This is a genomic window from Siphonobacter sp. (assembly GCF_048595215.1).
In the GTDB taxonomy this organism is placed as follows: domain Bacteria; phylum Bacteroidota; class Bacteroidia; order Cytophagales; family Spirosomataceae; genus Siphonobacter.
Genome location: NZ_JBMDWJ010000383.1, coordinates 1 through 21,944, shown reverse-complemented (window position 1 = coordinate 21,944; position 21,944 = coordinate 1). Strand labels below are relative to the sequence as shown.

Below are 21,944 nucleotides of genomic sequence, written 5' to 3'. Positions count from 1 at the left end.
GGGGCGTGGGTACGGGGCATTCCATTAAACAAAGCCAGTAAAAACTTCCAGCAGAATGCTCTGGTGTTTTTAGTCGGTATTCAACCGACCGATTTTCCGTTTCAGCTCGAACTCAGCTATGATTTCCCCCTATCTACCTTTCGAGGGTATACCGGCGGAGCCTACGAACTTTCCCTTTGGATGGGCTTGGAAAAGTTGGGACTGTCAACCAAACGTTTTCGGCAATTCAAGTTTCCTGCTTTGTAAAAAGAAAAGCGACCTGTCATGAACAGGCCGCTTTTCTCTACGTATGACCAGTAGATTTATTCGTAGGTCACGCGACCGATGATACTGCGGCCAAGGGTGATTTCATCGGCGTACTCCAGATCGCCCCCAATGGGTATACCCCGGGCAATCGTGGTAATCTTGATGGGATACTGCCGGAGTCGTTTCGTCAAATAAAACGAAGTGGTATCGCCCTGCATGGTGGGACTTAGAGCCAGAATCACCTCCCGAATTTCATTTTTCGGATCGGCCACCCGGTCAAGCAGCGATTCAACTTGCAAATCGGCTGGGCCTACGCCATCCAGTGGGTTGATTAGTCCTCCCAGCACGTGGTACATTCCGCGAAACTGAGCCGTATTTTCAACGGCCAGCACATCGCGGGTGTCTTCCACCACACAAATCAACTGGCTGTCCCGACGAGGATTGGCACAAATCTGGCACAGATCCTCATCAGCGATCGTATGGCATTGCCGACAATAGCGGGTTTGAGTACGCAGGTTCACTAGTGCCTCAGCCAATTGGGAGGTCTGCTGTTCTTCGCGTTTGAGCAAATGTAAAGCAAGACGAAGAGCCGTTTTTTTACCGATTCCGGGGAGCTTACTGATCTCCTCAACGGCGTCTTCTATGAGTTTCGAAGGATAATTCAAGAGCGTTGTGTGGCTGGCGGCCTGTCCATGCTGCATTTTCTCGTCGCCAGCATCGACTAAGCCAAAAACAAAAAACGGTTCTAGAGAACTTCAGCACTAATGCCTCGTTCGCAAATGGCATTTCGCATGGGAGCCAATTCTTCAAAGGCCCCTTTTTTCACGGCACATTTCCCCTTATAGTGAATCAGAATGGTACACTGTTCCGCTTGTTCGGGTGTATGACCACAGACTTCCATAAGCGTATCGATTACCCAATCGAAGGTATTTACATCATCATTAAAAACGACCAGATCATGTTCTTCTTGTTCCTCCGTTGCTTCCAGAACATCTACGTCTTCTTCTTCCCAGGGTTTCGGTAAGGTGCTCATTAACATGGCTATATCCAGTAAATCAGTGGCTTATTTAAGAACAAATGTACCCTTTATAACCCGCATCCCCAACCGAAGGTTCAAGGAAGTTTATATTCTTGTATGAAGAAAAAAACAGTATTTTGTTCATCCCGTTGTAGGTTTGCAGAATGTTTGGCCGGACGGCTTTATTACCCATTGAAAGCTCCGCCCTTCCTCATCAGCACCCTTGTTTTATTCATGAACGCGTACCTGGCTCTTTTCATCCTGCTCGGCTACTTTTTGATGCTTGTAGCTGTTTCGTTTTACACCTCCCGTGGAGCGGATACCAATGCTTTTTTTACCGCAAATAAGCAATCCCCCTGGTACCTGGTGGCCTTTGGCATGATTGGCACTTCACTTTCGGGAGTAACCTTCATTTCGGTACCCGGCAATGTGAGTACTTCCCAGTTCACTTATTTTCAGGTTATTCTGGGTTATCTGGTGGGGTACTTTGTGATTGCGACCGTACTCATGCCACTTTACTACCGGCTGAATCTGATTTCGATTTATTCGTACCTGGATAAACGTTTTGGTTTCTGGTCGTATAAAACCGGAGCGGGCTTTTTCCTGCTTTCGCGAACCGTAGGATCAGCAGGCCGGATGTTCATTGCGGTACAGGTACTACAACTGGCGATTTTTGATCGGTTCGGCATTCCTTTTGAGGCGACGGTCCTTTTTGCGATTGTACTCATCTGGGTTTATACTTTCAAGGGCGGCGTTAAAACGATTATCATTACCGATACACTTCAGACCTTTTTCCTGGTGACGGCGGTATTTCTAACCGTCTTTCTGATTGCCCGGCAACTGAATCTGGATTTTGGTCAGCTTTGGAATACCGTACAGTCGACTTCGTATTCGAAGATTTTTGTCTGGGACTGGGCTCCTAAAAATAACTTCTTTAAGGATTTCATCTCCGGAGCTTTCATTGCCATCGTGATGACGGGACTGGATCAGGATTTGATGCAGAAAAACCTGACGTGCAAGAACATCGGCGAAGCTCAGAAAAACATGCTCTGGTTTTGCGTAGTACTGGTGATCGTCAATTTTGCCTTCCTGAATTTGGGAGCTTTGCTACTGATTTATTCAGAACAGATGGGCATCACCATTCCCGCTAAATCCGACGATTTGTACCCAATGCTGGCCTTGGGCAATCACTTTGGTCTGATTGCGGCGGTCACCTTCTTATTGGGTATTACGGCGGCTACCTACGCCAGTTCTGATTCGGCCTTAACGGCCCTGACGACTTCGTTCTGCATCGACTTTTTGAACATTGAAAAATACCCCGAGAAAGAACGTCAACGCATCAAAACCTGGGTACACTTGATGTTCTCAGCCTTGTTTTTAGTCGTCATTATTCTCTTCAAGCAGTTGAATAACCAGTCGATGATTCGTACCATTTTTGATCTGGCTGGTTACACCTACGGACCTTTATTGGGACTGTATACCTTTGGCCTGTACACGAAATGGTCGGTAAAAGACCGCTTTGTACCATTGGTCTGCGTACTTTCTCCCGTACTCACGTACGTATTGGTCAGCCATTCTCAGGAATGGTTTAATTACTCCTTTGGCTTCGAAAAACTGCTATTAAATGGTCTTCTTACCTATGTAGGCTTAGTAGCTCTTAAAAAACCGACTTTATCCTACGAAACAAGCAATTAAAATTTTAGATATTTTTTAATTATAAAAACAAAAAATGTAACTTTGTACAGAATAACGTTATACCTCTAAACATCTATACTGTTAGACGCTACTACTCTTTTCCCCTTGAAAACAGTAGTAGCGTTTTTAGTACTAGAGCCTGCAAGAATTTTATTTTCAGTTGTTTACTGATTTCGTATCTTAGCTGACACCTACAGTTAGTTTACAATCCAAGCGTATCCCCATTCCCCCAAACTTACATATATGAGTGTTTTTACTTTTCGACGGTCGCTTCGACTTACGTTCGTATTGGCTTTTTTGCTGTCCTTTCGCAGCATAGCTCAAACGCCTACGGACGGCATCATGATGGGTAAACATCTGATTTGCAACGTAGCCAGTTATTCCAACAGCCAGTGGAGCCAGTACTGGGAAGGAACGCGTAAACGCAGCAATGCGAACGTCGGCACCTTCACCAGCCAGAATGTGATGCTCATGAGTGCCTATGGAATCACTAAAAACCTGAACATCATTGCAGGTCTGCCCTACATCTGGAATCGGTCGAATGGCGGGCACTTCTCCCGCCAGGAAGGTATTCAGGACCTTTCCGTCTGGCTGAAATACCGGGCGTTACGAGCAGAAACTTCCATTGGTACCTTCGCTTTATTCGCGACGGGAGGCGTTTCAGCTCCGGTGAACCAATACATTCCGGATATGCTACCGTATTCGATTGGTCTTCGCTCGAAAACAGCCTCGATCAAGGGTATTGTCCACTACAAAATCAAGGGCTTCTATCTGACTGGTCATGCCGGCTACATTCGTCGCAGTAATATCCACATTGACCGGGATTCGTATCAGTACGATGGCGTCATGTACGATACGCATGAGGTAATGGTACCCGATGTAGTCGATGCTTCGGCCCGTCTGGGGTATCTTAACAAATACGTACAGGTAGAAGGCTTCATTGATAACATGACCAGCCAAAGCGGCGATGATATTCGCCGTCAGGATATGCCCTTCCCCACCAACAAAATGGATCAGACCCAGGTGGGTGGTATGGCTAAAGTGCATATGTACCTGAAAAATGGTAGTTTTTTTACCCTGGTTGGCCAGTACAGTCAGGTAACCGCTGGCCGTAACGTGGGCCAGGCTCGGATGTATACGGTAGGCATCCAGCATACGTTTAATGTTACCGGCCGCTCTTCAGATCTCCCTTAATCCCCCAATACTTATGAATATGCTTCGTCGATTAAGCTTTTTATCGCTGATCGTCTTACTCAACAGCTGTGACAAGAGTATCGATCAGCCTTCGCTCACCGTGTACGAACCAGCCGGATTGGATACCAAAGGCGGTCAATGGAAAACCTTCGTATTAGCTTCGACCGACGAGGTTAGCGTTCCAGCTCCACTTACCACGGAATCCAGTGCGTATAAAGCTGAATTACAGGAATTAAAAAGCCTTAATATTACGACTGACCAACAAAAAACAATTGATTACTGGGCGGCGGGTGGCGTATACCGCTGGAATGAATTGGCCCGTACGCTGGCGGCCAATTACAACCTACCTCCGGTTTACGACGAAATTCAGAAGAAGTATCCCGTACCCGATGCGGCTAATCCCACGGCTGAACCGAAGTTTCCCTTCTGTAACCCTCCCTACGCATCCCGGATGTTTGCGTACCTCGGCGTTGCTCAGTACGACGCCCTGGTAGCCGCCTGGAAATACAAGTACCAGTACAACCGACTGGCTCCGGCGAAGGTAGATGCGGGCATTACTTCCAAACTGCCCGTGACCGACCTGCCTTCGTATCCGTCAGAAGATGCCGTGGTAGCCGCGGCTTCGTTTGAAGTACTGAAGGTGATGTTCCCCGGCGAAGTGGCCAAACTGACGGCCACGTACGAAGCTCACCGCAACAGTCGGATCTGGGCGAAGGCTAATGTACGCAGTGACCTCGAAGCGGGTGAAGCACTGGGCAAAGCCGTAGCAGCAAAAGTCATTGCCCGGGCCAAAGCCGATGGTATGGGAGCGGCCAATAACCAAGCTGCCGTAGCCGCCATGATTGCCGATGCTAAAGCCCGGGGCTTGCGGAAGGAATGGACCAGTCTGGATGCTCCCGCTCGCCCTCCGATGTTACCGACTTTCGGAAATGTAAAAACCTGGAATTTTACGGATGCTCAAAAAGTGACCATGCGTCCGAGCCCACCTCCAGCATTGGGTTCGGCTGGTTTTGAGAAAGACCTACAGGAACTACGCGATATGGGCAAGAAGCTCACCCGCGATCAACACCGCATTGCTTCGTACTGGTCGGATGGTGTAGGCAGTTACACGCCGCCCGGACACTGGAATCGGGAAGCAGCCAACCTGACCCGTAAGTATAAGGAGAATGAACTCCGGGCCGCCCGTACCATGGCTCTGGTAGGCAGTTCGCTGATGGACGCTGGAATTGCCTGCTGGGATACTAAATTTTTCTATTACACGCCTCGGCCATTCCAGGTGGACCACGCCGTACGCTCGACGATTGGAACGCCCAACTTCCCCAGTTTCACGTCCGGACATTCGACGTTCTCCGGGGCAGCGGCAACGGTACTGGCGTATTTGTTTCCTAACGACGCCGACGCCATGCAAGCCCTGGCTGCTGAAGCCTCGCTATCCCGTATTTACGGCTGTATTCATTACCGTTCGGATTCGGATGTAGGGCTGGTTCACGGCAAAGCCGTGGGTGAATACGCCATTAAACGAGCACAACTCGATGGAGCTGGTCGCTAAATGATACCCAACGCCTGACTTCCCCTAAGTCAGGCGTTTTTACTCTCATCTTTCCATGAAAATCTTCTTTTATGCCGGACTACTTAGTCTGATTATCTTCGAGTTAGCCAGCATTTACTTCATCATGCCGCTGCCGGGCAGTCAGCGGATTCCTAGCCTGGAAGCCGCCTATTTTATTCATCGTTGGCGGATTTCTTTTTGGGTAGGCTGTGGATTACTGATTGCCTTGGGCATCATTCCTGCTTTTTCAGAATATGGGAAAAAGTGGGTACCCATTTTGGCCTCCCTGGTAACGATTGGCTTAGTTAGCTGGATTCACTTTAAGATGAATGCCCAAGCACTTTTTCAGGAACCGCAACAGGTTCAGCTGGCTCCTGGCTCCCAAAACAAGGTCAATCCCAAACGTCTGGTCGTGGGGGTTGTGATGGGCAAAGAAGCCCGTGCGTACCCCATTCAGTTTCTGGCCTACCATCATCAGGTACGCGATACCGTTGCGGGTACGCCCATTCTAGTCACTTATTGTTCCGTTTGCCGGACGGGCCGCGTCTACGGCTCGCTTGTCGATGGAGAACCCGAGACCTTCCGGCTCGTCGGTATGGATCATTTTAATGCTTTGTTTGAAGATTCGCGTACCCACAGCTGGTGGCGGCAGGTCAACGGAGAAGCAGTCGTGGGTTCGCTAAAAGGTGCGTATTTACCCGATGTTCCCAGTCGCCAAACGACGCTCGAAGAATGGTTGAAGCTCTACCCCAACAGCCTGGTTTTTCAGGGTGATCCTGCGTTCACCGAGGAGTACAGCAAGGACATGGCTTACGAAAATGGCACATCCGAAAGCGAATTAACGGGTACGGACAAGCATTCCTGGCACGAAAAATCCTGGATTGTAGGTATTGACGCGGGTCGGAATTCAAAAGCCTATGACTGGAACCGCCTGAAGCAACAACGCATCATCAACGACGTGGTAGGCGACGTACCCGTTCTGGTAGTACTGGCCAAAGACAACGCCAGTTTCTTTGCCTACCAACGACCCGACGTTTCTACAATTTATGCGTTGAAAAATGATTCGCTCATTACCGTAGGCCATAGTTACGATCTGGCGGGCCGCTCCTCGGAAGGGCGACTACGCCCCATCAATGCTTCCCAGGAATTCTGGCATAGCTGGTCCACGTTTCACCCCAAAACGGAACGGTATTAGATGATTTCGCTCATTCCTAAACTTAAGTGTATCCCGTGACTACCAAATATATTTTATTGCTTCTTCTGACTACGTTGGGACTTCGTCTACAAGCCCAAACGCTGGTGCAGGGAACAATTCTGCAATCAAACGGTCAGCCCTTACCGGGGGTAACCCTACGCGTAGCTGACAAAACGCTGCAAAGTGATCCACAGGGAAAATTTCAGCTAACACTGGAACCGGGTCGGTATACCTTCCGCCTTTCTCACGTGGGTTTTCAATCGCTGCAACAGGCGGTTGTTATTCAGAACGTTAGCTTGCAACCCCTGGTGTTTACCTTGGCTGAATCGGTCGAAAATCTGGATGAAATTTCCATTCGTGAAGGAGTCGACCGCTCGCTTAAACCACTGCCTAGCGTTCAGGGAACCTATCTGCTTTCCGGACGAAAATCCGAAACGATTCAGATGAGTCAGATGGATGGTAACGTGGCGGAAAAAACAGTTCGTCAGGTTTTTGCCAAAATTCCCGGAGCCTTTGCCTACGACATGGATGGCAGCGGAAATCAGGTCAACGTAGCCACCCGAGGGCTCGATCCACACCGGGGCTGGGAGTATAACATTCGCACCAACGGCGTACTTACCAATTCGGATCTGTACGGCTACCCGGCAAGCCATTTTTCTGTACCGATGGAGGCCGTCGAACGCATTGAACTCGTACGCGGCAATGCTTCTCTGCAATACGGAGCCCAGTTTGGCGGCCTGCTTAATTACGTACTGAAAGGCCCCGACTCCAGTCGCCGATTCAGTTATGAAACGATGAATACAGCCGGAGCTTTCGGCCTGCAAAGTACCTTTCATCGCGTGAGTGGGAAACTGGGTAAATTCACATACAATGCCTATTTCCACCGCCGTACCTCCGATGGCTATCGCAAAAACAGCCGCTCGGTAGCCGAAGGTGAATTCGTTAGTTTGGGCTACGCTTTTCGTTCGAACCTAACCCTAAAGGCGGAGTTAGGTCGTTCATACTACCAGTACCAGCTTCCCGGTCCGCTAACGGATACACAGTTTACTCAAGACCCGCGGCAATCTACGCGTTCACGGAATTATTTTAGTCCGGATATTTATCTCCCTTCGCTGCGACTCGACTGGCAAATTTCGCCCCGTACCACCTTCCAGGCCACGGCTTCAGCCGTACTGGGCTGGCGAAATAGTGTTACGTTCGAAGGCTTCGCTAACCAGCTCGATACGATTAACCGGGCTACCGGACAGTACAAAAACCGGCAGGTAGATCGGGATAAATTTAAGAGCTATACGCTGGAAGCACGCCTCTTGCATCGGTACCAAATCGGATCCGTCGGTTCTGTACTTACCGGAGGAATTCAGCTCATTAACAATGATCTGCACCGCCGGCAATTAGGGAAGGGGACGACGGGTACGGATTACGACCTCACGCTGGTGGGCGATTACGGACGGGATATTCATTACAAAACGAAAAACGTAGCCTTCTTCGCCGAAAATCTCTTTCAGTTGACGCCTCGGTTGAGTCTTACGCCGGGCGTACGGGTGGAATTGGGTGAAACCCGATTATCTGGTCGTCTGGCTTATAGCGAAGCTTCGGCTCTTCCCCCTCGCCTGGATCACCGTTTCCCGCTATTGAGTCTGAATGGGCAGTACAACCTGGGTAAGGATTGGGACCTGTATGCGGGCTGGTCGCAGGCGTATCGTCCGGCTATTTTTAAGGACATTATTCCGAATTCGATTCTCGAACGAGCCAATCCGAATACAAAAGACGCCCACGGATTCAATTCTGAACTAGGAATTCGCGGTACCCGGCTCCGGGGTCGACTGACCTTTGACGTTACGCTGTTTCAGTTGATGTACCGCAACCGCCTCGGCAGTCAGGTCATTACCGAGGGTTCACAAAGTTTTGTCTACAAAACCAACATTGGTGACAGTCGCACGCGGGGCGTGGAAGCTTACGCCGAATTCGCCTTTGTACAACGCTCCCGAAGCCGGGTTTCGGTCTTTACGGCGACTTCCTACATGGACGGTCAGTACGTAGCGGGGCAGGTTTCGGATGGCGTAGAGAATCGTTCGATTCGGGGTAATGCGGTTGAATCCGTCCCTAAATGGATCAGTCGAAATGGACTACAGGCCAGTTATCACGGACTTTCGACGACCTTGCAATTCAGCTACGTAGACAAGAGCTTCGCCGACCCCCTCAACACGGTTGTACCAACGGCCAACGGAGCCCGGGGCGTAGTACCGGCGTATGGTCTGTGGGACTGGTACGCTAGCTATCGACTTGGTCGCGGCTTTACCCTTCGCGGGGGCGTCAGCAACCTTACCAACCGTAGCTATTTCACCAAACGCCCAACGATGTATCCGGGTCCTGGGGTCTGGTCATCGGATGGTCGTAGCTGGCAGCTTAGCGTAGGATTAAAAATTTAGATCTGGCTCCTTTGCGAGCGTATTTTTAGAAGCAATCCCCTTTCTTTTGTGCCACAGGTTCGCCGGAAAAGCGAATCTGTGGCTTTTTTAGTGCCCAATCCAACGTAGTACAGCCATGAATGAAAAAAGAAACGGTCAACAACGCGTTCATTTTTTACACGTCAGTCCGAAACTGGACGGGGGTCGGTACGCCGTCAAATCCATTGTAGGAGACCCGTTAAGGGTAGAAGTAGACTTACTGCTAGACGGTTTTGATCTACCGACGGGTGAATTATTGTATCGCCATGAAAGCGAAGCGGATTGGACCCGCGTCCCCCTTTCTTCGTTGGGAAATGACCGGTACGGAGCCGAATTATTGGCACTTAAGCAAGGTGCCTATACCTATACTTTCGAAGCCTGGGTAAATCATCCGCTGACCTGGCAACGAACCATTACGCAGAAAGCCCGCGATTTTCAGCCCGTGGCTACATACCTGCAAATGGGGGCTGGTTTTTTGCTAGAAATGGCCGCTACCGCTCCGGAGGCCGAACGAGCGTCGCTTGAGCAAACGGCTCACTGGCTTCAGCAACCCGAAGCCTATCACGAAGCCATCACATTTGCCTTAAGTACACAAATGACCGACTGGATTCATCAATATCCATTACAAAAACATATTAGTCGGTACGAAAAAGAATTGCCTTTGTATGTAGATCGAGAGAAAGCCGCTTTTTCGGCCTGGTACTCCCTATTCCCACGTTCGACGTCTATGGATGCACCACAGGCCGGTACCTTCCGTACGACGATGGAACGCTTACCTCGACTGGCGGATTTAGGTTTTGACGTGTTACATCTCCCGCCAGTGCATCCCATTGGGCATCAACATCGCAAGGGAAAGAATAACGCCCCAGTGGCCACCCCTGCCGATCCGGGTGTTCCTTACGCCGTTGGAAATGAAGCAGGGGGGCATTTGGCCGTGGCTCCGGAGCTGGGCAGCCTGACTGACTTTAAAGCTTTGATTACGGAGGCTCAGCGTTGGGACTTAGAAGTGGCGATGGATTTAGTGGTACAGTGCTCGCCCGATCATCCCTGGGTCCAGGAACATCCCCAATGGTTTAAACAGCTTCCCGATGGAAGTCTTCAATACGCCGAAAATCCGCCCCATACCTATCAGGATAGCTATGCTCTGAATTTTGAAACCGACGATTGGCCTGCCCTTTGGGAAGCCTTCCGGACAATCGTCTGTACCTGGGCTGAATGGGGTGTTCGGATCATACGCGTGGATCAGCCCCACGGAAAACCCTTTGCTTTTTGGGAATGGCTCATTCGCGAAACCAAGCGAACCTATCCAGATCTGATCTTTCTGGCCGAGGCTTTTACTGCTCCGAAACCACTCCAGTATCTTTCTCAACTAGGTTTTAGCCAGAGTTTTACCTATTTCATCTGGCGAACTACGAAGGCTGAGCTAACCGATTACCTGACTGAACTTACCCAGAGCGACCAGCACTACTATTTACGACCTAATTTCTGGCCCAATACCCACGATGTGAATCCGTTCATCCTGCAAACGGGGCTAGAACCTTTGTACTTGATACGCTATTTCCTGGCGGCGACACTGTCGTCCAACTACGGAATTTTTGGCCCCAGTTTTGAGTACATGGTACACGAGGCCTATCCGGGTCGGGAAGAGTACCTTCATTCCGAAAAATATGAAATCAAGCACTGGGACTGGTCCCGCGAGAATAAGTTGACCCTTTTCATGCGGATGCTCAATCGCATTCGCCGGGAGAATTCAGCGTTACAACGTACGAACAACCTAACGTTTGTTCATCTGCCCAATGATGCTCTGCTTGGCTACCTGAAAACCCACGCCAATGGAAATCGAATTTTATGCGTGGTCAATCTGGATCCACACCAACGACAAAGTTCGGGTATCCAAGTGCCCCTTCATCTCCTTGGCAAACCGGATCATCAGCCCTTTATCGTACACGATCTACTAACCGATAATCGCTGGCAATGGCAGGGCGAGTGGAATTACGTAGAACTGGACCCAACGATTCTACCTATGCATTTGTTTCGAATTGAAGACGTGTAACTAGACGAGAGAAAATTTACCTTTATCATTCCTTGAATTTAAGCTCGTTTCCCATCCCTCCTCGCTTTAGTAACCCTGAAAATCCTGATCTCATCTTAGTCCTAGAAATACCCCATCAACACCAGGTCTAATATTAGAAAAGTACAATTTCATACTAAGAAATAAAGCTCCGCTTGAAACGGAGCAGAGAAAATTATTCAAAATAAATGAAAAAAAATTTATTGACATAAATATCTAATATTCAGCATCTTATAAAATATAATAAAGCGAAATAAAAATTTTTTTCATTCGAGCAGGTTACATTTTGCCCTCTCGATTGATATAGGTGTGAATTCGGGACATAAATATTGAAAAAATGAAAAACTTTGCACGCCTTTCAGCTTACACCTTATTGCTTTCTGCAAGCCTTTTTTCTTTAACTTCTTGCAACAAAGAAGATGAAATTAAACCTCAGCAAACGAAAGTCGTGCAAGAATCCGAAAGAGATGCCAGCATCCCTCCGCTGCCATTGATTCGCCGCTAATGAACAGTAGTTATTATAAAACATATACAGGTCTCACCTAACCTTTAAGACATAGTACTGCATTAGTATTTAAGTATCCGCTCTAGCAGTACTGCATTAGCCAAATTTAACTACCTTCGGAAAGCACCGCCAGGCTTCCGAAGGTTTTGGCATTTTTAGGGGTTTATTGTTATTTTGCTAGTGTAACACGCGAGTAGTCTTATGTTTGGCTTTTTCAGGAGCAAAATAGTTGATTGGATAGGAGTTTGGCTGCTAATATTCGCATCCCTGAATATTTCAGCTCAGCATAAATCAGCCTTTGCCGAAACTGCCATTCGACGTTTACAAACTCAGGGGGAAGTGGCTTTTCAGGACGGGAAACACGCCGAGGCCATGATGTACTTTAAAAAAGCCATTGCTCTCTGTATTCGTGACAATAATCTTCCTCGTTACGCTGATCTGTTAATTGAATCCAGCTCTATTCCTTACGGTCAGGGAAACTTATCCGAAGCGATCCGACAGTGTGAAAAGGCTCTTCAGCTTTTGCAAAAATCTCCCGTCGATTCGATACGCTTCAAGGCTTATTCCAATCTAAGTTTTTATCACAGCCTCGTGTTCCAAACGGAACAGATGCAGACGTACCTAGAAAAAGCGGAGCAGATGCTGGAACGGCAGCCCCACTTAGCCAGTCAGACGCCTGGATTTGTCGCCGCCTATTACAACCAAAGAGGCGTGTACTACAACGCAGCCGGAGATTTTATTCAAGCCACTACCAATCTTGAAAAAGCACTTGCGGTAGCCAAAAAATATCAGCTATCGGGCTACCTTTCTACTTTTACGAATAACTTAAGTACCCAATACGAGAATTTAGGTAATACGCAGAAAGCGATTATGCTGGCCAAACAGGCCTTATCCCTGGAACGAACGCCCTACCAGCAAATCGTCTATACGCTGAATTTAGGGCGTTATTACCTTAGCATTAATAAGCCCAAGGAAGCTTTTCAGTACCTTACCCAATCCCAGCAAATTGACGATACCTACGGTCGGCTAAATCCTGATTATTTTACGGAATCAAGAATCACCCTGTACCAAAACTGGGGCTCCTACTACGCTGCCACGCAGCAAGGAACGAAAGCCCTTCGTTCGTACGATAAAGCAATTACGCTCGCTCAGACGTACTGGGGTACTAAACACCCTTTTCTTTCGGTAGCCTACCGCGTTAAGGCTCAGTTATTAGAAAATCAGGGCGACCTGAACGGGGCGTTGGTCAACTACCGGCACGCTATTAATGCCGTATGCTTGGGCACTCCCGTAACGGAACTGCACGATTTACCCGTGATTGAGGAAGGTGTTTTATCCGAACGCGAGCTCATGTATGCCTTAGTGGGACAGGCCTCCGTAATGGGGAAATTTTCGAACCGCGACCCTTTCCTGGAGCCTGCTTTCGAAACCTATAAATTAGCGTTACACCTGGCTGAACGTATTCGCTTGAATTACGATGTATCGGATGCTAAACTCCTGTTCGGTCAACAGATTTCGCTGGTAAACGAGCAAGCCCTTCCTATTGCCTATGCTCTTTACCAAAAAACGCACCAGTATCACTATCTTAAAACCGCATTTACGCTGACAGAAAGTACGCGGGCCTCTACCCTCTCGGATGCCCGGCGGGAGCAAACGTTGAAGAAAACCTGGGTTCCTAAGGAATTACTTTCCAAGGAAGAGCAGCTCAAAAAAGAGTTAACCAGTACCAAGTTACAATTGCAGCAGCCGAATTCGCGAAAGGAACAGGATAGCCTCAAGCTGGTTCTGGTGGAGCAGGAACTCAAATTGGACAAATTCCGCCAGCAATTGTTACAACGCATCCCCTCACGTCACCGTCAGTCCGTAGAAAGTATGTCGGTGGATACCGTTCGTGAGAAATTATTGGATCCGCAGACGGCCCTACTCTCTTACGTAATGACCGAGCAAGATTTATTTGTCTTTGTCATTACGCAGTTCTGTGTCAAGTGGGTTCGTATTCCTTTTGGTCAGGCTCAGAAAGCTACGCTGGCGGCTTTGCAGCGATCGCTGTATGACAATCCAGGACTTTCGCCGTACAAGGGCCATGCGGCGGCTCAACAGGGATACCAACAGCTATTTCGCCCCCTCAAGCCTTACCTTCAGGACATTCAGCGGCTTATCATCATCCGTGATAAAGAACTCAATTACTTACCCTTTGAAATTCTGGAATCTACAGCTTCAGGACGAGATTTTCTCCTGCGTTCCTATTCGATACGCTATGCTTACGGAGCTTCCCTGACTCAGGTGAACGCTTCAACTCCCTGGACGGGTGGCCCCAACGGTATCCTAGCGATGGCTCCTTTTTCAGAAACTTCTTCGAATAAAAATTCCTTCCGGGATACTTCCCTGCTAGCTCTACCCGCTTCTCGCGAAGAAATACGCTCCGTAGGAGGCTTACAATACGCGAACCGGCAGGCGACCAAACAGGAATTCTTGGATCACTATGCCTCTTCACAAATCATTCACCTAGCTACGCACGCCCGAACGGATGATCAAGAGGCTGAGCGTTCTTTCATTGCCTTTTACCCCGATTCAGCGAATTACAAACTCTATACGGACGAGCTTTATAACCTCTCTTTCAACCATACCCAACTGGTTGTTTTGAGTGCCTGCGAAACGGGCCGGGGTCGATTACACCGCGGCGAAGGCCTGATGAGCCTTGCCCGTGGTTTTCTGTACGGGGGTTGTCCAAGCGTAGTCACGACGCTCTGGAACGCCCAGGATCAAACGGCGGCTTTCCTTTCCGAACGCATGTACGTCCATTTACGCAAGGGCCTACCGATTGATCAGGCTTTACAACTGGCTAAACTAGACTTCTTTTCCTCGGATATGGCTGCTCTTTATGATCACCCTTATTACTGGGCAAACTTAGTACTGATCGGTGATGCTTCGGTGTTGTATGAATCGAAATGGGCGACGATCAACCGTATTTCAGCGGGGTTTTTCTTACTAAGCAGCATCTTTTTAGGACTTTTTTTAGCCCGTTACTGGCAACAGCATCAGTAACTCACCCTCCTGTATATACTACGTAAATAAAAGCCCTTCCTCGGGACAGGGGAAGGGCTCTCTGGGTTGGATGTAGAGTACTTTAAATGCGAGAAATCGTATGGCTGACTTTTACGGTTAAGACTACGCTTCGTCTTTGCCGAACCACTTGGCGATACGAATCTGCCAGCTGATCTTTTGTTTATCGAGCCAGGTGATGTCGTAACTAAAATCCGGATTCTCCGTGATTTCCTGATAAATGGTTTCAGCTTCTTTGGGCTGATTGGCTTGTAAGTACGCCACCGTTAGATACCATTTAGAAGCATCTTTAAAGTAGGGACGAACCTCACAGTCAATCACTTGCTGCAATCTCGGAATGGCTTGCGAAGGCTGTTGCGTCATCACAAACGAACGACCCGCGTAGAAATTCTCAAAACAAATCCGGCTGGGTTGTTCCGAGATGCTCGCGTCGCCACCCCGTAAGGTCTGGCTAAGCGTATCCTGTACTTGAATGGGACTCAACGTGATATACGAAGTGAACGCAATCGTCACCGCAGCCGCAGTTCCTGCCGACCACTTCCACCAAGGAACCTGCTGAGGTTCACGGTGTAAGGGAATAACAGGCGTTTCCTTGGCGGGTTCTGCTTCTGCATCCTTCCACTCTTGTACTTTTTCCGCATGAATTTCTCCGACCATTTCGGCCAGCAGAAAATCATCGATAACTGAATCGGCCTGTTGCATAAATTCAACTTCGCGGGCAAATTCAGGATTACTAATCATCTCCTTTTCGAACGCTGCTCGTTCGGTCGAAGATAGAGCATCATGGAGATATGCATCGATCCATTCCATTTGCTCCTGGCCTGTTTTAGGTCTCATAGCGAAAGAGGGCTTTGAGTTTTTGTAAACACTTGTACTTTTCATTAATAGCGACTCGCTCGTTATCAAATCCCATTTTTTGAGCGATTTCTTTCATAGATAGCCCGTCCCGGCGATAGGCCGTCAGAATAGTCTGACACCTTTCACCCAGTAGATTAAATAACTGTATGTAGCGTTCCTGTTCTTCCCGTTCTTCCATGATTCGCTGAGCTGAAGCTTCCCACGAATCGTATCCTCCTCCCGTAGCTTCCATCTCTTGGACGTAATCACGCATGAATCCTCGCTGCTTGAGCGTATTCCGCCACCGGTTTTTGGCCAGTACGAATAAAAACGCCTCGATCGTTGTTCCCTCCTGCAACTGAAAGCTGCCATTACGGACAGCCTGAACAAAGTTGAGAACGGTAGTCTGAACCAAATCGTCAGCATCGTGGGCATCTCCCCCATTTTGCAAAACGAAGTAGCGAACCGGACTGATGTGATGATCATATACGTCCCGAATGGCTTCATTCAATTCGCGACGATCTTTCGAACGGAGCCGAGCAATCAACTTTTCCTGGCTCTGAGTTCCTATCAATACCTTGAAATTTTGCATATATCAATCGAGAGGCCGAAATGTAACCTTAGCTTTGAAAAAAAAAATTTATCACGCCCATAAAACATTGATTATCAGATTATTATAAATTATGATTTTTTTAAGATTTTTCATCAGCTTTCCCTAAATTTTATTAATTTCCTGGCAGCTATTTCTGCAGTTATCATAAAAAAAGGCCATTCCCCAAGGAACGGCCTCCGCAAAAATTACTAGTTGCCTTATCCCAAACGCTGCCGAATAGCTTCGTAAAGCAAGATTCCGTTAGCCACAGAGACGTTAAGTGAAGCAACCCGGCCACTCATCGGAATGCTTACCAGTTCGTCGGCAATACGTAACAAAATCTCGGAAATACCGTCTTCTTCCGAGCCCATAATCACAGCCGTAGGAACCGTCAGATCGACCTCATAGAGCGTCTTCGAGACTTTTTCAGTACAGGCTACTACCTGTATACCCGAGTTCTGTAAAAAACGGACCGTCTCCACCAGATCATTCTCCCGGCATACGGGCAAAAAGTTCAAGGCTCCCGACGACGTCTTCATCGCGTCTGAATTAATCTGAGCACCGCCTTTGGCAGGAATGACAATGGCTTGTACACCCGCACATTCAGCCGTACGGGCAATCGCTCCGAAGTTACGAACGTCGGTTACCCGGTCCAGAACCAGAATCAAAGGCGTCTGGCCTTGCTCGAATACGTTCGCTACGACGTTCTCTAGTTTGGCATAGTTAATCGCTGACACGAAGGCAATCACCCCCTGGTGATTTTTCCGCGTAATCTGATCCAGCTTTTGTTTGGGGACTTTCTGCGTGGGAATATTACGCAACCGGGCAAACTCCAGCACTTCAATGTTCCCCAGCTCCCGCTGAATCAGCAACTTATCAATTTCTTTTCCGGCCCGTATGGCTTCCAGTACGGGTTGTATACCAAACACAAACTCTGACTTTGACTCCGGGCGTGGCTGCCTGGGTCTGCTATAAAATGGCTTTTTTTCGCCGGGCTCACTGCCCTCTACTCGATTTCCCCGTTTCTCCATGCTTCGACAGCGGGATACCAGATGGGTTGAAATTCTACGAATCGTGATAACTCGTAGTGATCATCCACAAACTGATTATTCCGTTTATTGAACGTAAAATTTATTTCTGAAAATTGTGAATTGCGTTTAGTATAGACCCATACTTCGCGGTCCTTGCTACGATTGACGCGAGTGGGCGGTCCCATGATGATATACACCATACCCCGGTCGGTTTTCCAGCCTTCCTTGTAACTGGTAAAGAGATCATTCGCCCGTTCTACGCGTCGGTAGAACGAGGAAATGGTTCGTTTGGCCGTTTGCTGATTTCCGTTGGACATCGACAACCAGTAGCGATCCAGGGAACGCTTAGGTTCTCCGCCGTTCCGTAGGTCGTTGATTTCCTGATTGGTGCTCATGTAAACCAGGGGACGGGCCAGCTGCTGAGGATACGTATAGCGGGGAAAACGATCCGCTACGCCCATCAGGCCAATGCCAAAGGATTCCGTCGTATCCCGAACGAAATAGTGCAGTCCTTCGTGATGAATCGTGAAGGGCCGGTGGGTTGTTACCTGAGCCGCCGAATCAACGTAGAGTTGCTTGGGTTGCGGCCGGAGGGTAGCCATCGGCGGTAGAGCCGCATCGAATTCGAAGCCGTAGTGGAAAATACGAAATGTGGTATCGGGTCGTTGCAAAGCCATCAACTGAACCGTATCGCCTTGATGAGCGAAGTTTTCAAGCATCGGAATTTTTCCCGTACCATCAAAAATGGCATAATAGTCGCCCACCTTTCCGGACTGAAAACGAACGAAGGTATCGTGGGTAGTCATCCCGCCTTTGGCGTCCGTAATTTCTGACATGACCACGCCCGTATAGACCTGTTTGTCAGGCTTGGGTACATCAAACCAAACAGTAAAGACCGTACCGCCGGGTGTTACCTTCCGAATGAAGTTTTCGCCTTCACTCAATTTTAAAAGCTGGGTAGATAGCAATTGTTGACGACTGCCGTAATCCGGCAACATCCAATACCGAATGCGAAACTCCTGAGCAAAATCGGCCGAGGACAGGTTTCGATCGGGCTGTAGCCGAACATAGGTCCGGATTTGCGAACCATTATCCAGAAAACGGCTTCGTACCGAAAACAAAAATGCATCGGTCGAACGATTAGTAGTCGGGCTTGCAGCAGGAGTTGCCGTACGTTTGGTTGTATTGACTTTAGACGAGGTACAACCAGCCAGCAGGCCTAGGGAAACTCCTAAATAAATCAGGTATTTCATGGATTCATGGACGAATGATACAAAGATGCGTTTTTTTCTTCGGAACAACCGGCAAAACGCCAAGTGCGTCGGTCACGAATAACGAAAAAGATAGCGATTCTCACCTGTGTACACCCATAAATTTTCTGGTTTTGCCGGGAAGGTGGTATTTTTGCTTCTTCGATACTCGTTACCATCGAAACAGGAGCCACGGATTCGTCCGCCTTCCTCCACCCCGTTCTTCATACGATCATGTACAAAACCACCGAAATAGCCTCTTCCGAACTGGTTTCTGATAACCCGGTTCACCAACGCCTGTTGTTTCCCTATATGGAAGCAGCCCGAATCGTGCACGGGAATGTACTGGAAATCGGTTGCGGTACCGGACGGGGCGTAGGCGTACTGGCTCCTTCAGTAACACACTATACGGGCGTTGACAAAAACGAACCGTTGATGACTAAACTGAGTCAGGAATACCCTGATTTCAAGTTCATTGACATGTTCTTGCCGCCACTCAAAGACCTGCCCGACAATCATTTTGACTTCATCGTCACGTTTCAGGTTATTGAGCACATTGAAAACGATGACTTTTTCATTCGGGAAGCCTACCGCGTTTTGAAGCCCGGCGGAAAACTACTGCTAACGACCGTCAACAGAAAATACTCCCTGACCCGCAACCCCTGGCACGTGCGGGAATACCTGGCCTCGGAACTCAAAAATCTGATCTTAAAATACTTTCCGACGATCGATACGCAGGGTGTACACGGCAACCAGAAAGTGTGGGAGTACTACGAGCAGAATAAAAAATCGGTGGAGAAAATTACGCGGTTTGACATTTTCAATCTCCAGTATCGCCTGCCCCGCCGTTTGTTACAGGTGCCTTACGACGTAGCCAACCGCCTGAGCCGTAACCTGATTCAGAAGTCAGCCACCGGCCTGGTTTCCGACATTACGTACAAGGATTATTTCCTCACCAACGACGCCGAGAATTGTTTTGACTTTTTTTACGTTGCAACAAAGTGAGTTTTCAGTGGGTGGTTTTCTGTTTTCAGTTCATACCTACAGCTTTAAGCAGCCTGGGGCACAGAAACATGCTGTGTTCACGGACGTGCGTTGGCTTCCTAACTGAAAACTGACCACAGAAAACTGCAAACTTCCCATGCACTTATACATCCACGTTCCTTTTTGCCGGCAGGCGTGTTACTACTGCGACTTCCATTTCAGCACTTCCCTGCAAGGGCGTACGGAGATGGTAGAAGCTATTTGCCGGGAAATCGAACTACGGAAAACGTATCTGCCGGATGCATCGCTGGATACCATTTATTTCGGTGGGGGTACGCCTTCGTTGCTGGAAAAAGCGGACTTTCAGCACATTTTCCAGACCATTCATCAGCATTTTCAGGTACATCCAGAAGCAGAAATTACGCTGGAAGCAAATCCAGACGATCTTTCGCGGGAGAAATTACAGTTGTTTCACCGCATGGGCATCAATCGGCTGAGCATTGGCATTCAGTCTTTTCATACGCCCCATTTACAGCATCTGCACCGAATTCACTCGGCGGAAGATGCCCGTACCTGCGTGCGGATGGCCCAGCAGGTAGGCTTTGAAAATATTACGATTGATCTCATTTACGCCATTCCTTCGTCCGAGACCGATCCGCATACGATCTGGCGAAAGGATCTGGCCGAAGCGATGGCCTTGCAGGTACCGCACATCTCAGCCTACTGCCTGACCATCGAACCCCAGACAGTTTTTGGCAAATGGCTGAAAAATAAACGAATTGCTCCCATTGATGATGAATTTGCCGCCGAGCAATTCCAAATCCTGCGGGATACGCTACGGGAGCATGGGTTTGAACAGTACGAAATCTCCAACTTTGCCCGGCCCGGACGTCATAGTCAGCACAACAGCAGCTATTGGCTTCAACACCCGTATCTAGGCGTGGGGCCTTCGGCTCACAGTTACGACGGACTTCGTACGCGTCAGTACAATCGCTCAAACAATCCGCAGTACGTAGCCGCCCTGCAGCAAGGTCTGATTCCGGCTGAAATCGAGGATCTGACCGAACAGGATCTGGTGAATGAATACGTTTTAACCAGCCTGCGTACGCACTGGGGGACGGACGTCGAACGCATTCGTCAGCTTTCGGAAATGGGCCTGTACGTGATTGAAGAAGCCCTTCCCGCACTTCAGCAAAACGGCTGGATTCGCCGGGAAGGCTCGATGCTGTTTTTGACGGAAACGGGCAAATTATTCGCGGATCGCGTGGCCGAAGAGCTTTTCTGGGTGGAGGATTAAAGGGCTTTTTTACGACGCATTACTCGAAAAACGTCACTGTACTACTATTTTTGTTTCAATCCGTTGGTTGCTTTCCAAGAAAAGTACCAGTACGACCACGGGTTTGATCCACTAGCTATTGACGTATGCCCGCCTCGAAAAGCCCTGACACCTATCGTTCCTGGCCCCAACAAGTCCTTCGTTTTTTCGGCAAAATACTGTTCTATTTTATCGTCCTTTCGATCGGCGGTACGCTGGTCTTTCGCTTCGTTCCCATTCCCATTACCTGGACGATGCTTGACCGGAAGATTACCAACGGAGGAAAATTATACTACGACTGGACTTCCTACGACGAAATTTCTCCGGAAATGGCCCTGGCCGTCGTCGCTTCAGAAGATCAGCGATTTCCGCAGCACTTTGGCTTCGACTTTGAAATGATGGGTAGTGCGTTCAAGAATAACCTGAAAGGCCGCCGCATCAAAGGAGCCAGTACCATTAGTCAGCAGGTGGCTAAAAACGTGTTTTTGTGGCAGGGCCGTAGTTATTTCCGCAAAATGCTCGAAGCCTGGTTTACGCTGCTTATTGAAGTGATCTGGGGCAAACAGCGGATTCTGGAAGTATACCTCAACGTAGCCGAAACCGGTCCCATGACCTTTGGGGTGGAAGCCGCGGCCCAGCGATACTACGGGAAACCGGCGGCCCAGCTCACGCGGACCGAAGCGGCCCGCATTGCCGCTGTATTACCCAGCCCCAACCGTTTCCTCATTGCCCGGCCGTCGAGTTACGTGCAGCGACGTACCAACAGTATTTCCCGGCAAATGCGGGCACTGGGCGGTAAATCTTATCTGATCTTTTAAACCGTTTACAGAAAGCCTGCTTCCACCAATTGGGCGTATACTCGGTGAATGGGCAGGCCCATTACGGTAAAATACGATCCTTCAATGCGATCGATACCGACCATGCCGATGAAATCCTGTACGCCATAGGCCCC

Annotated in this window: 18 protein-coding genes and 1 pseudogene; 12 read left to right on the top strand and 7 right to left on the bottom strand. The window is 48.8% G+C overall.

Going from position 1 to position 21,944, the window contains the following annotated elements:
* A pseudogene (locus ACOJTG_RS23495) lies at window positions 1–246 on the top strand (hypothetical protein); the annotation flags it as partial.
* A gap of 56 nt (window positions 247–302) precedes the next feature.
* Here the strand turns inward: ACOJTG_RS23495 and recR are convergent.
* A complete protein-coding gene (gene recR, locus ACOJTG_RS23490; RefSeq protein ID WP_420156041.1) occupies window positions 303–911 on the bottom strand; it encodes a recombination mediator RecR in 609 nt (202 codons plus the stop codon).
* An 80-nt stretch (window positions 912–991) separates the two neighbouring features.
* Window positions 992–1,279: an ATP-dependent Clp protease adaptor ClpS gene (locus ACOJTG_RS23485; protein ID WP_104713427.1), complete on the bottom strand. Its 288-nt coding sequence runs from the start codon at window positions 1,277–1,279 to the stop codon at window positions 992–994.
* A 219-nt stretch (window positions 1,280–1,498) separates the two neighbouring features.
* Between ACOJTG_RS23485 and ACOJTG_RS23480 the strand changes: the two genes are divergently transcribed.
* The 8 genes from ACOJTG_RS23480 to ACOJTG_RS23445 all read left to right on the top strand — a co-directional run bounded on the left by ACOJTG_RS23480 (window position 1,499) and on the right by ACOJTG_RS23445 (window position 14,965).
* Window positions 1,499–2,959: a sodium:solute symporter gene (locus ACOJTG_RS23480; RefSeq protein WP_420156039.1), complete on the top strand. Its 1,461-nt coding sequence runs from the start codon at window positions 1,499–1,501 to the stop codon at window positions 2,957–2,959.
* A 243-nt stretch (window positions 2,960–3,202) separates the two neighbouring features.
* The gene (locus tag ACOJTG_RS23475) at window positions 3,203–4,153 is read left to right on the top strand and encodes a hypothetical protein (protein ID WP_420156038.1); all 951 of its coding nucleotides are present in this window, start codon (window positions 3,203–3,205) and stop codon (window positions 4,151–4,153) included.
* A 13-nt stretch (window positions 4,154–4,166) separates the two neighbouring features.
* Complete coding sequence (locus tag ACOJTG_RS23470; RefSeq protein ID WP_420156037.1) at window positions 4,167–5,702, top strand: phosphatase PAP2 family protein; 1,536 nt, start codon at window positions 4,167–4,169, stop codon at window positions 5,700–5,702.
* Between the two features lie 55 nt (window positions 5,703–5,757).
* Entirely contained in the window at window positions 5,758–6,897 is a 1,140-nt protein-coding gene (locus ACOJTG_RS23465) for a DUF3179 domain-containing (seleno)protein (RefSeq protein ID WP_420156036.1), read from the top strand.
* Between the two features lie 35 nt (window positions 6,898–6,932).
* A complete protein-coding gene (locus tag ACOJTG_RS23460; RefSeq protein ID WP_420156035.1) occupies window positions 6,933–9,326 on the top strand; it encodes a TonB-dependent receptor domain-containing protein in 2,394 nt (797 codons plus the stop codon).
* Between the two features lie 115 nt (window positions 9,327–9,441).
* Window positions 9,442–11,397, top strand: coding sequence for a maltotransferase domain-containing protein (locus tag ACOJTG_RS23455; protein ID WP_420156034.1), 1,956 nt, complete (start codon window positions 9,442–9,444; stop codon window positions 11,395–11,397).
* 355 nt (window positions 11,398–11,752) lie between these two features.
* Window positions 11,753–11,920, top strand: coding sequence for a hypothetical protein (locus tag ACOJTG_RS23450; RefSeq protein ID WP_165796026.1), 168 nt, complete (start codon window positions 11,753–11,755; stop codon window positions 11,918–11,920).
* A gap of 339 nt (window positions 11,921–12,259) precedes the next feature.
* The gene (locus tag ACOJTG_RS23445; protein ID WP_420156033.1) at window positions 12,260–14,965 is read left to right on the top strand and encodes a CHAT domain-containing protein; all 2,706 of its coding nucleotides are present in this window, start codon (window positions 12,260–12,262) and stop codon (window positions 14,963–14,965) included.
* A 123-nt stretch (window positions 14,966–15,088) separates the two neighbouring features.
* Here ACOJTG_RS23445 and ACOJTG_RS23440 read toward each other — a convergent pair whose 3' ends face one another.
* The 4 genes from ACOJTG_RS23440 to ACOJTG_RS23425 all read right to left on the bottom strand — a co-directional run bounded on the left by ACOJTG_RS23440 (window position 15,089) and on the right by ACOJTG_RS23425 (window position 18,696).
* The gene (locus ACOJTG_RS23440) at window positions 15,089–15,820 is read right to left on the bottom strand and encodes a hypothetical protein (RefSeq protein WP_420156032.1); all 732 of its coding nucleotides are present in this window, start codon (window positions 15,818–15,820) and stop codon (window positions 15,089–15,091) included.
* The gene (locus ACOJTG_RS23435) at window positions 15,810–16,367 is read right to left on the bottom strand and encodes an RNA polymerase sigma factor (RefSeq protein WP_420156031.1); all 558 of its coding nucleotides are present in this window, start codon (window positions 16,365–16,367) and stop codon (window positions 15,810–15,812) included. Before ACOJTG_RS23435 ends, ACOJTG_RS23440 begins: the two co-directional genes overlap by 11 nt.
* Before the next feature lie 263 nt (window positions 16,368–16,630).
* Entirely contained in the window at window positions 16,631–17,443 is an 813-nt protein-coding gene (gene rlmB / locus ACOJTG_RS23430; protein ID WP_420156030.1) for a 23S rRNA (guanosine(2251)-2'-O)-methyltransferase RlmB, read from the bottom strand.
* Window positions 17,419–18,696: a GWxTD domain-containing protein gene (locus ACOJTG_RS23425; RefSeq protein ID WP_420156029.1), complete on the bottom strand. Its 1,278-nt coding sequence runs from the start codon at window positions 18,694–18,696 to the stop codon at window positions 17,419–17,421. The genes rlmB and ACOJTG_RS23425 overlap by 25 nt, the downstream gene beginning before the upstream one ends.
* A gap of 231 nt (window positions 18,697–18,927) precedes the next feature.
* Here ACOJTG_RS23425 and ACOJTG_RS23420 point away from each other — a divergent pair, with 231 nt between their 5' ends.
* From ACOJTG_RS23420 to mtgA, 3 genes are all read left to right on the top strand, one after another.
* A complete protein-coding gene (locus ACOJTG_RS23420) occupies window positions 18,928–19,698 on the top strand; it encodes a class I SAM-dependent methyltransferase (protein WP_420156028.1) in 771 nt (256 codons plus the stop codon).
* Window positions 19,699–19,834: 136 nt separating this feature from the next.
* On the top strand, window positions 19,835–20,974 hold the full coding sequence (hemW, locus tag ACOJTG_RS23415; protein WP_420156027.1) for a radical SAM family heme chaperone HemW: 1,140 nt from the start codon (window positions 19,835–19,837) through the stop codon (window positions 20,972–20,974).
* Window positions 20,975–21,099: 125 nt separating this feature from the next.
* A complete protein-coding gene (mtgA, locus tag ACOJTG_RS23410) occupies window positions 21,100–21,810 on the top strand; it encodes a monofunctional biosynthetic peptidoglycan transglycosylase (protein ID WP_420156026.1) in 711 nt (236 codons plus the stop codon).
* Window positions 21,811–21,815: 5 nt separating this feature from the next.
* Here mtgA and ACOJTG_RS23405 read toward each other — a convergent pair.
* Window positions 21,816–21,944 (bottom strand): Maf family protein (locus ACOJTG_RS23405; protein WP_420156040.1); only part of this gene is annotated, 129 nt, incomplete at its 5' end.

Bases quoted from the DNA above. Each gene is read 5' to 3' on its own strand.
- hemW (WP_420156027.1), top strand. From the start codon at position 19,835: ATGCACTTATACATCCACGTTCCTTTTTGCCGGCAGGCGTGTTACTAC.
- ACOJTG_RS23425 (WP_420156029.1), bottom strand. From the start codon at position 18,696: ATGAAATACCTGATTTATTTAGGAGTTTCCCTAGGCCTGCTGGCTGGT.
- mtgA (WP_420156026.1), top strand. From the start codon at position 21,100: ATGCCCGCCTCGAAAAGCCCTGACACCTATCGTTCCTGGCCCCAACAA.
- ACOJTG_RS23420 (WP_420156028.1), top strand. From the start codon at position 18,928: ATGTACAAAACCACCGAAATAGCCTCTTCCGAACTGGTTTCTGATAAC.
- ACOJTG_RS23480 (WP_420156039.1), top strand. From the start codon at position 1,499: ATGAACGCGTACCTGGCTCTTTTCATCCTGCTCGGCTACTTTTTGATG.
- ACOJTG_RS23465 (WP_420156036.1), top strand. From the start codon at position 5,758: ATGAAAATCTTCTTTTATGCCGGACTACTTAGTCTGATTATCTTCGAG.
- rlmB (WP_420156030.1), bottom strand. From the start codon at position 17,443: ATGGAGAAACGGGGAAATCGAGTAGAGGGCAGTGAGCCCGGCGAAAAA.
- ACOJTG_RS23475 (WP_420156038.1), top strand. From the start codon at position 3,203: ATGAGTGTTTTTACTTTTCGACGGTCGCTTCGACTTACGTTCGTATTG.
- ACOJTG_RS23485 (WP_104713427.1), bottom strand. From the start codon at position 1,279: ATGAGCACCTTACCGAAACCCTGGGAAGAAGAAGACGTAGATGTTCTG.
- ACOJTG_RS23440 (WP_420156032.1), bottom strand. From the start codon at position 15,820: ATGAGACCTAAAACAGGCCAGGAGCAAATGGAATGGATCGATGCATAT.
- ACOJTG_RS23470 (WP_420156037.1), top strand. From the start codon at position 4,167: ATGAATATGCTTCGTCGATTAAGCTTTTTATCGCTGATCGTCTTACTC.
- ACOJTG_RS23450 (WP_165796026.1), top strand. From the start codon at position 11,753: ATGAAAAACTTTGCACGCCTTTCAGCTTACACCTTATTGCTTTCTGCA.
- ACOJTG_RS23455 (WP_420156034.1), top strand. From the start codon at position 9,442: ATGAATGAAAAAAGAAACGGTCAACAACGCGTTCATTTTTTACACGTC.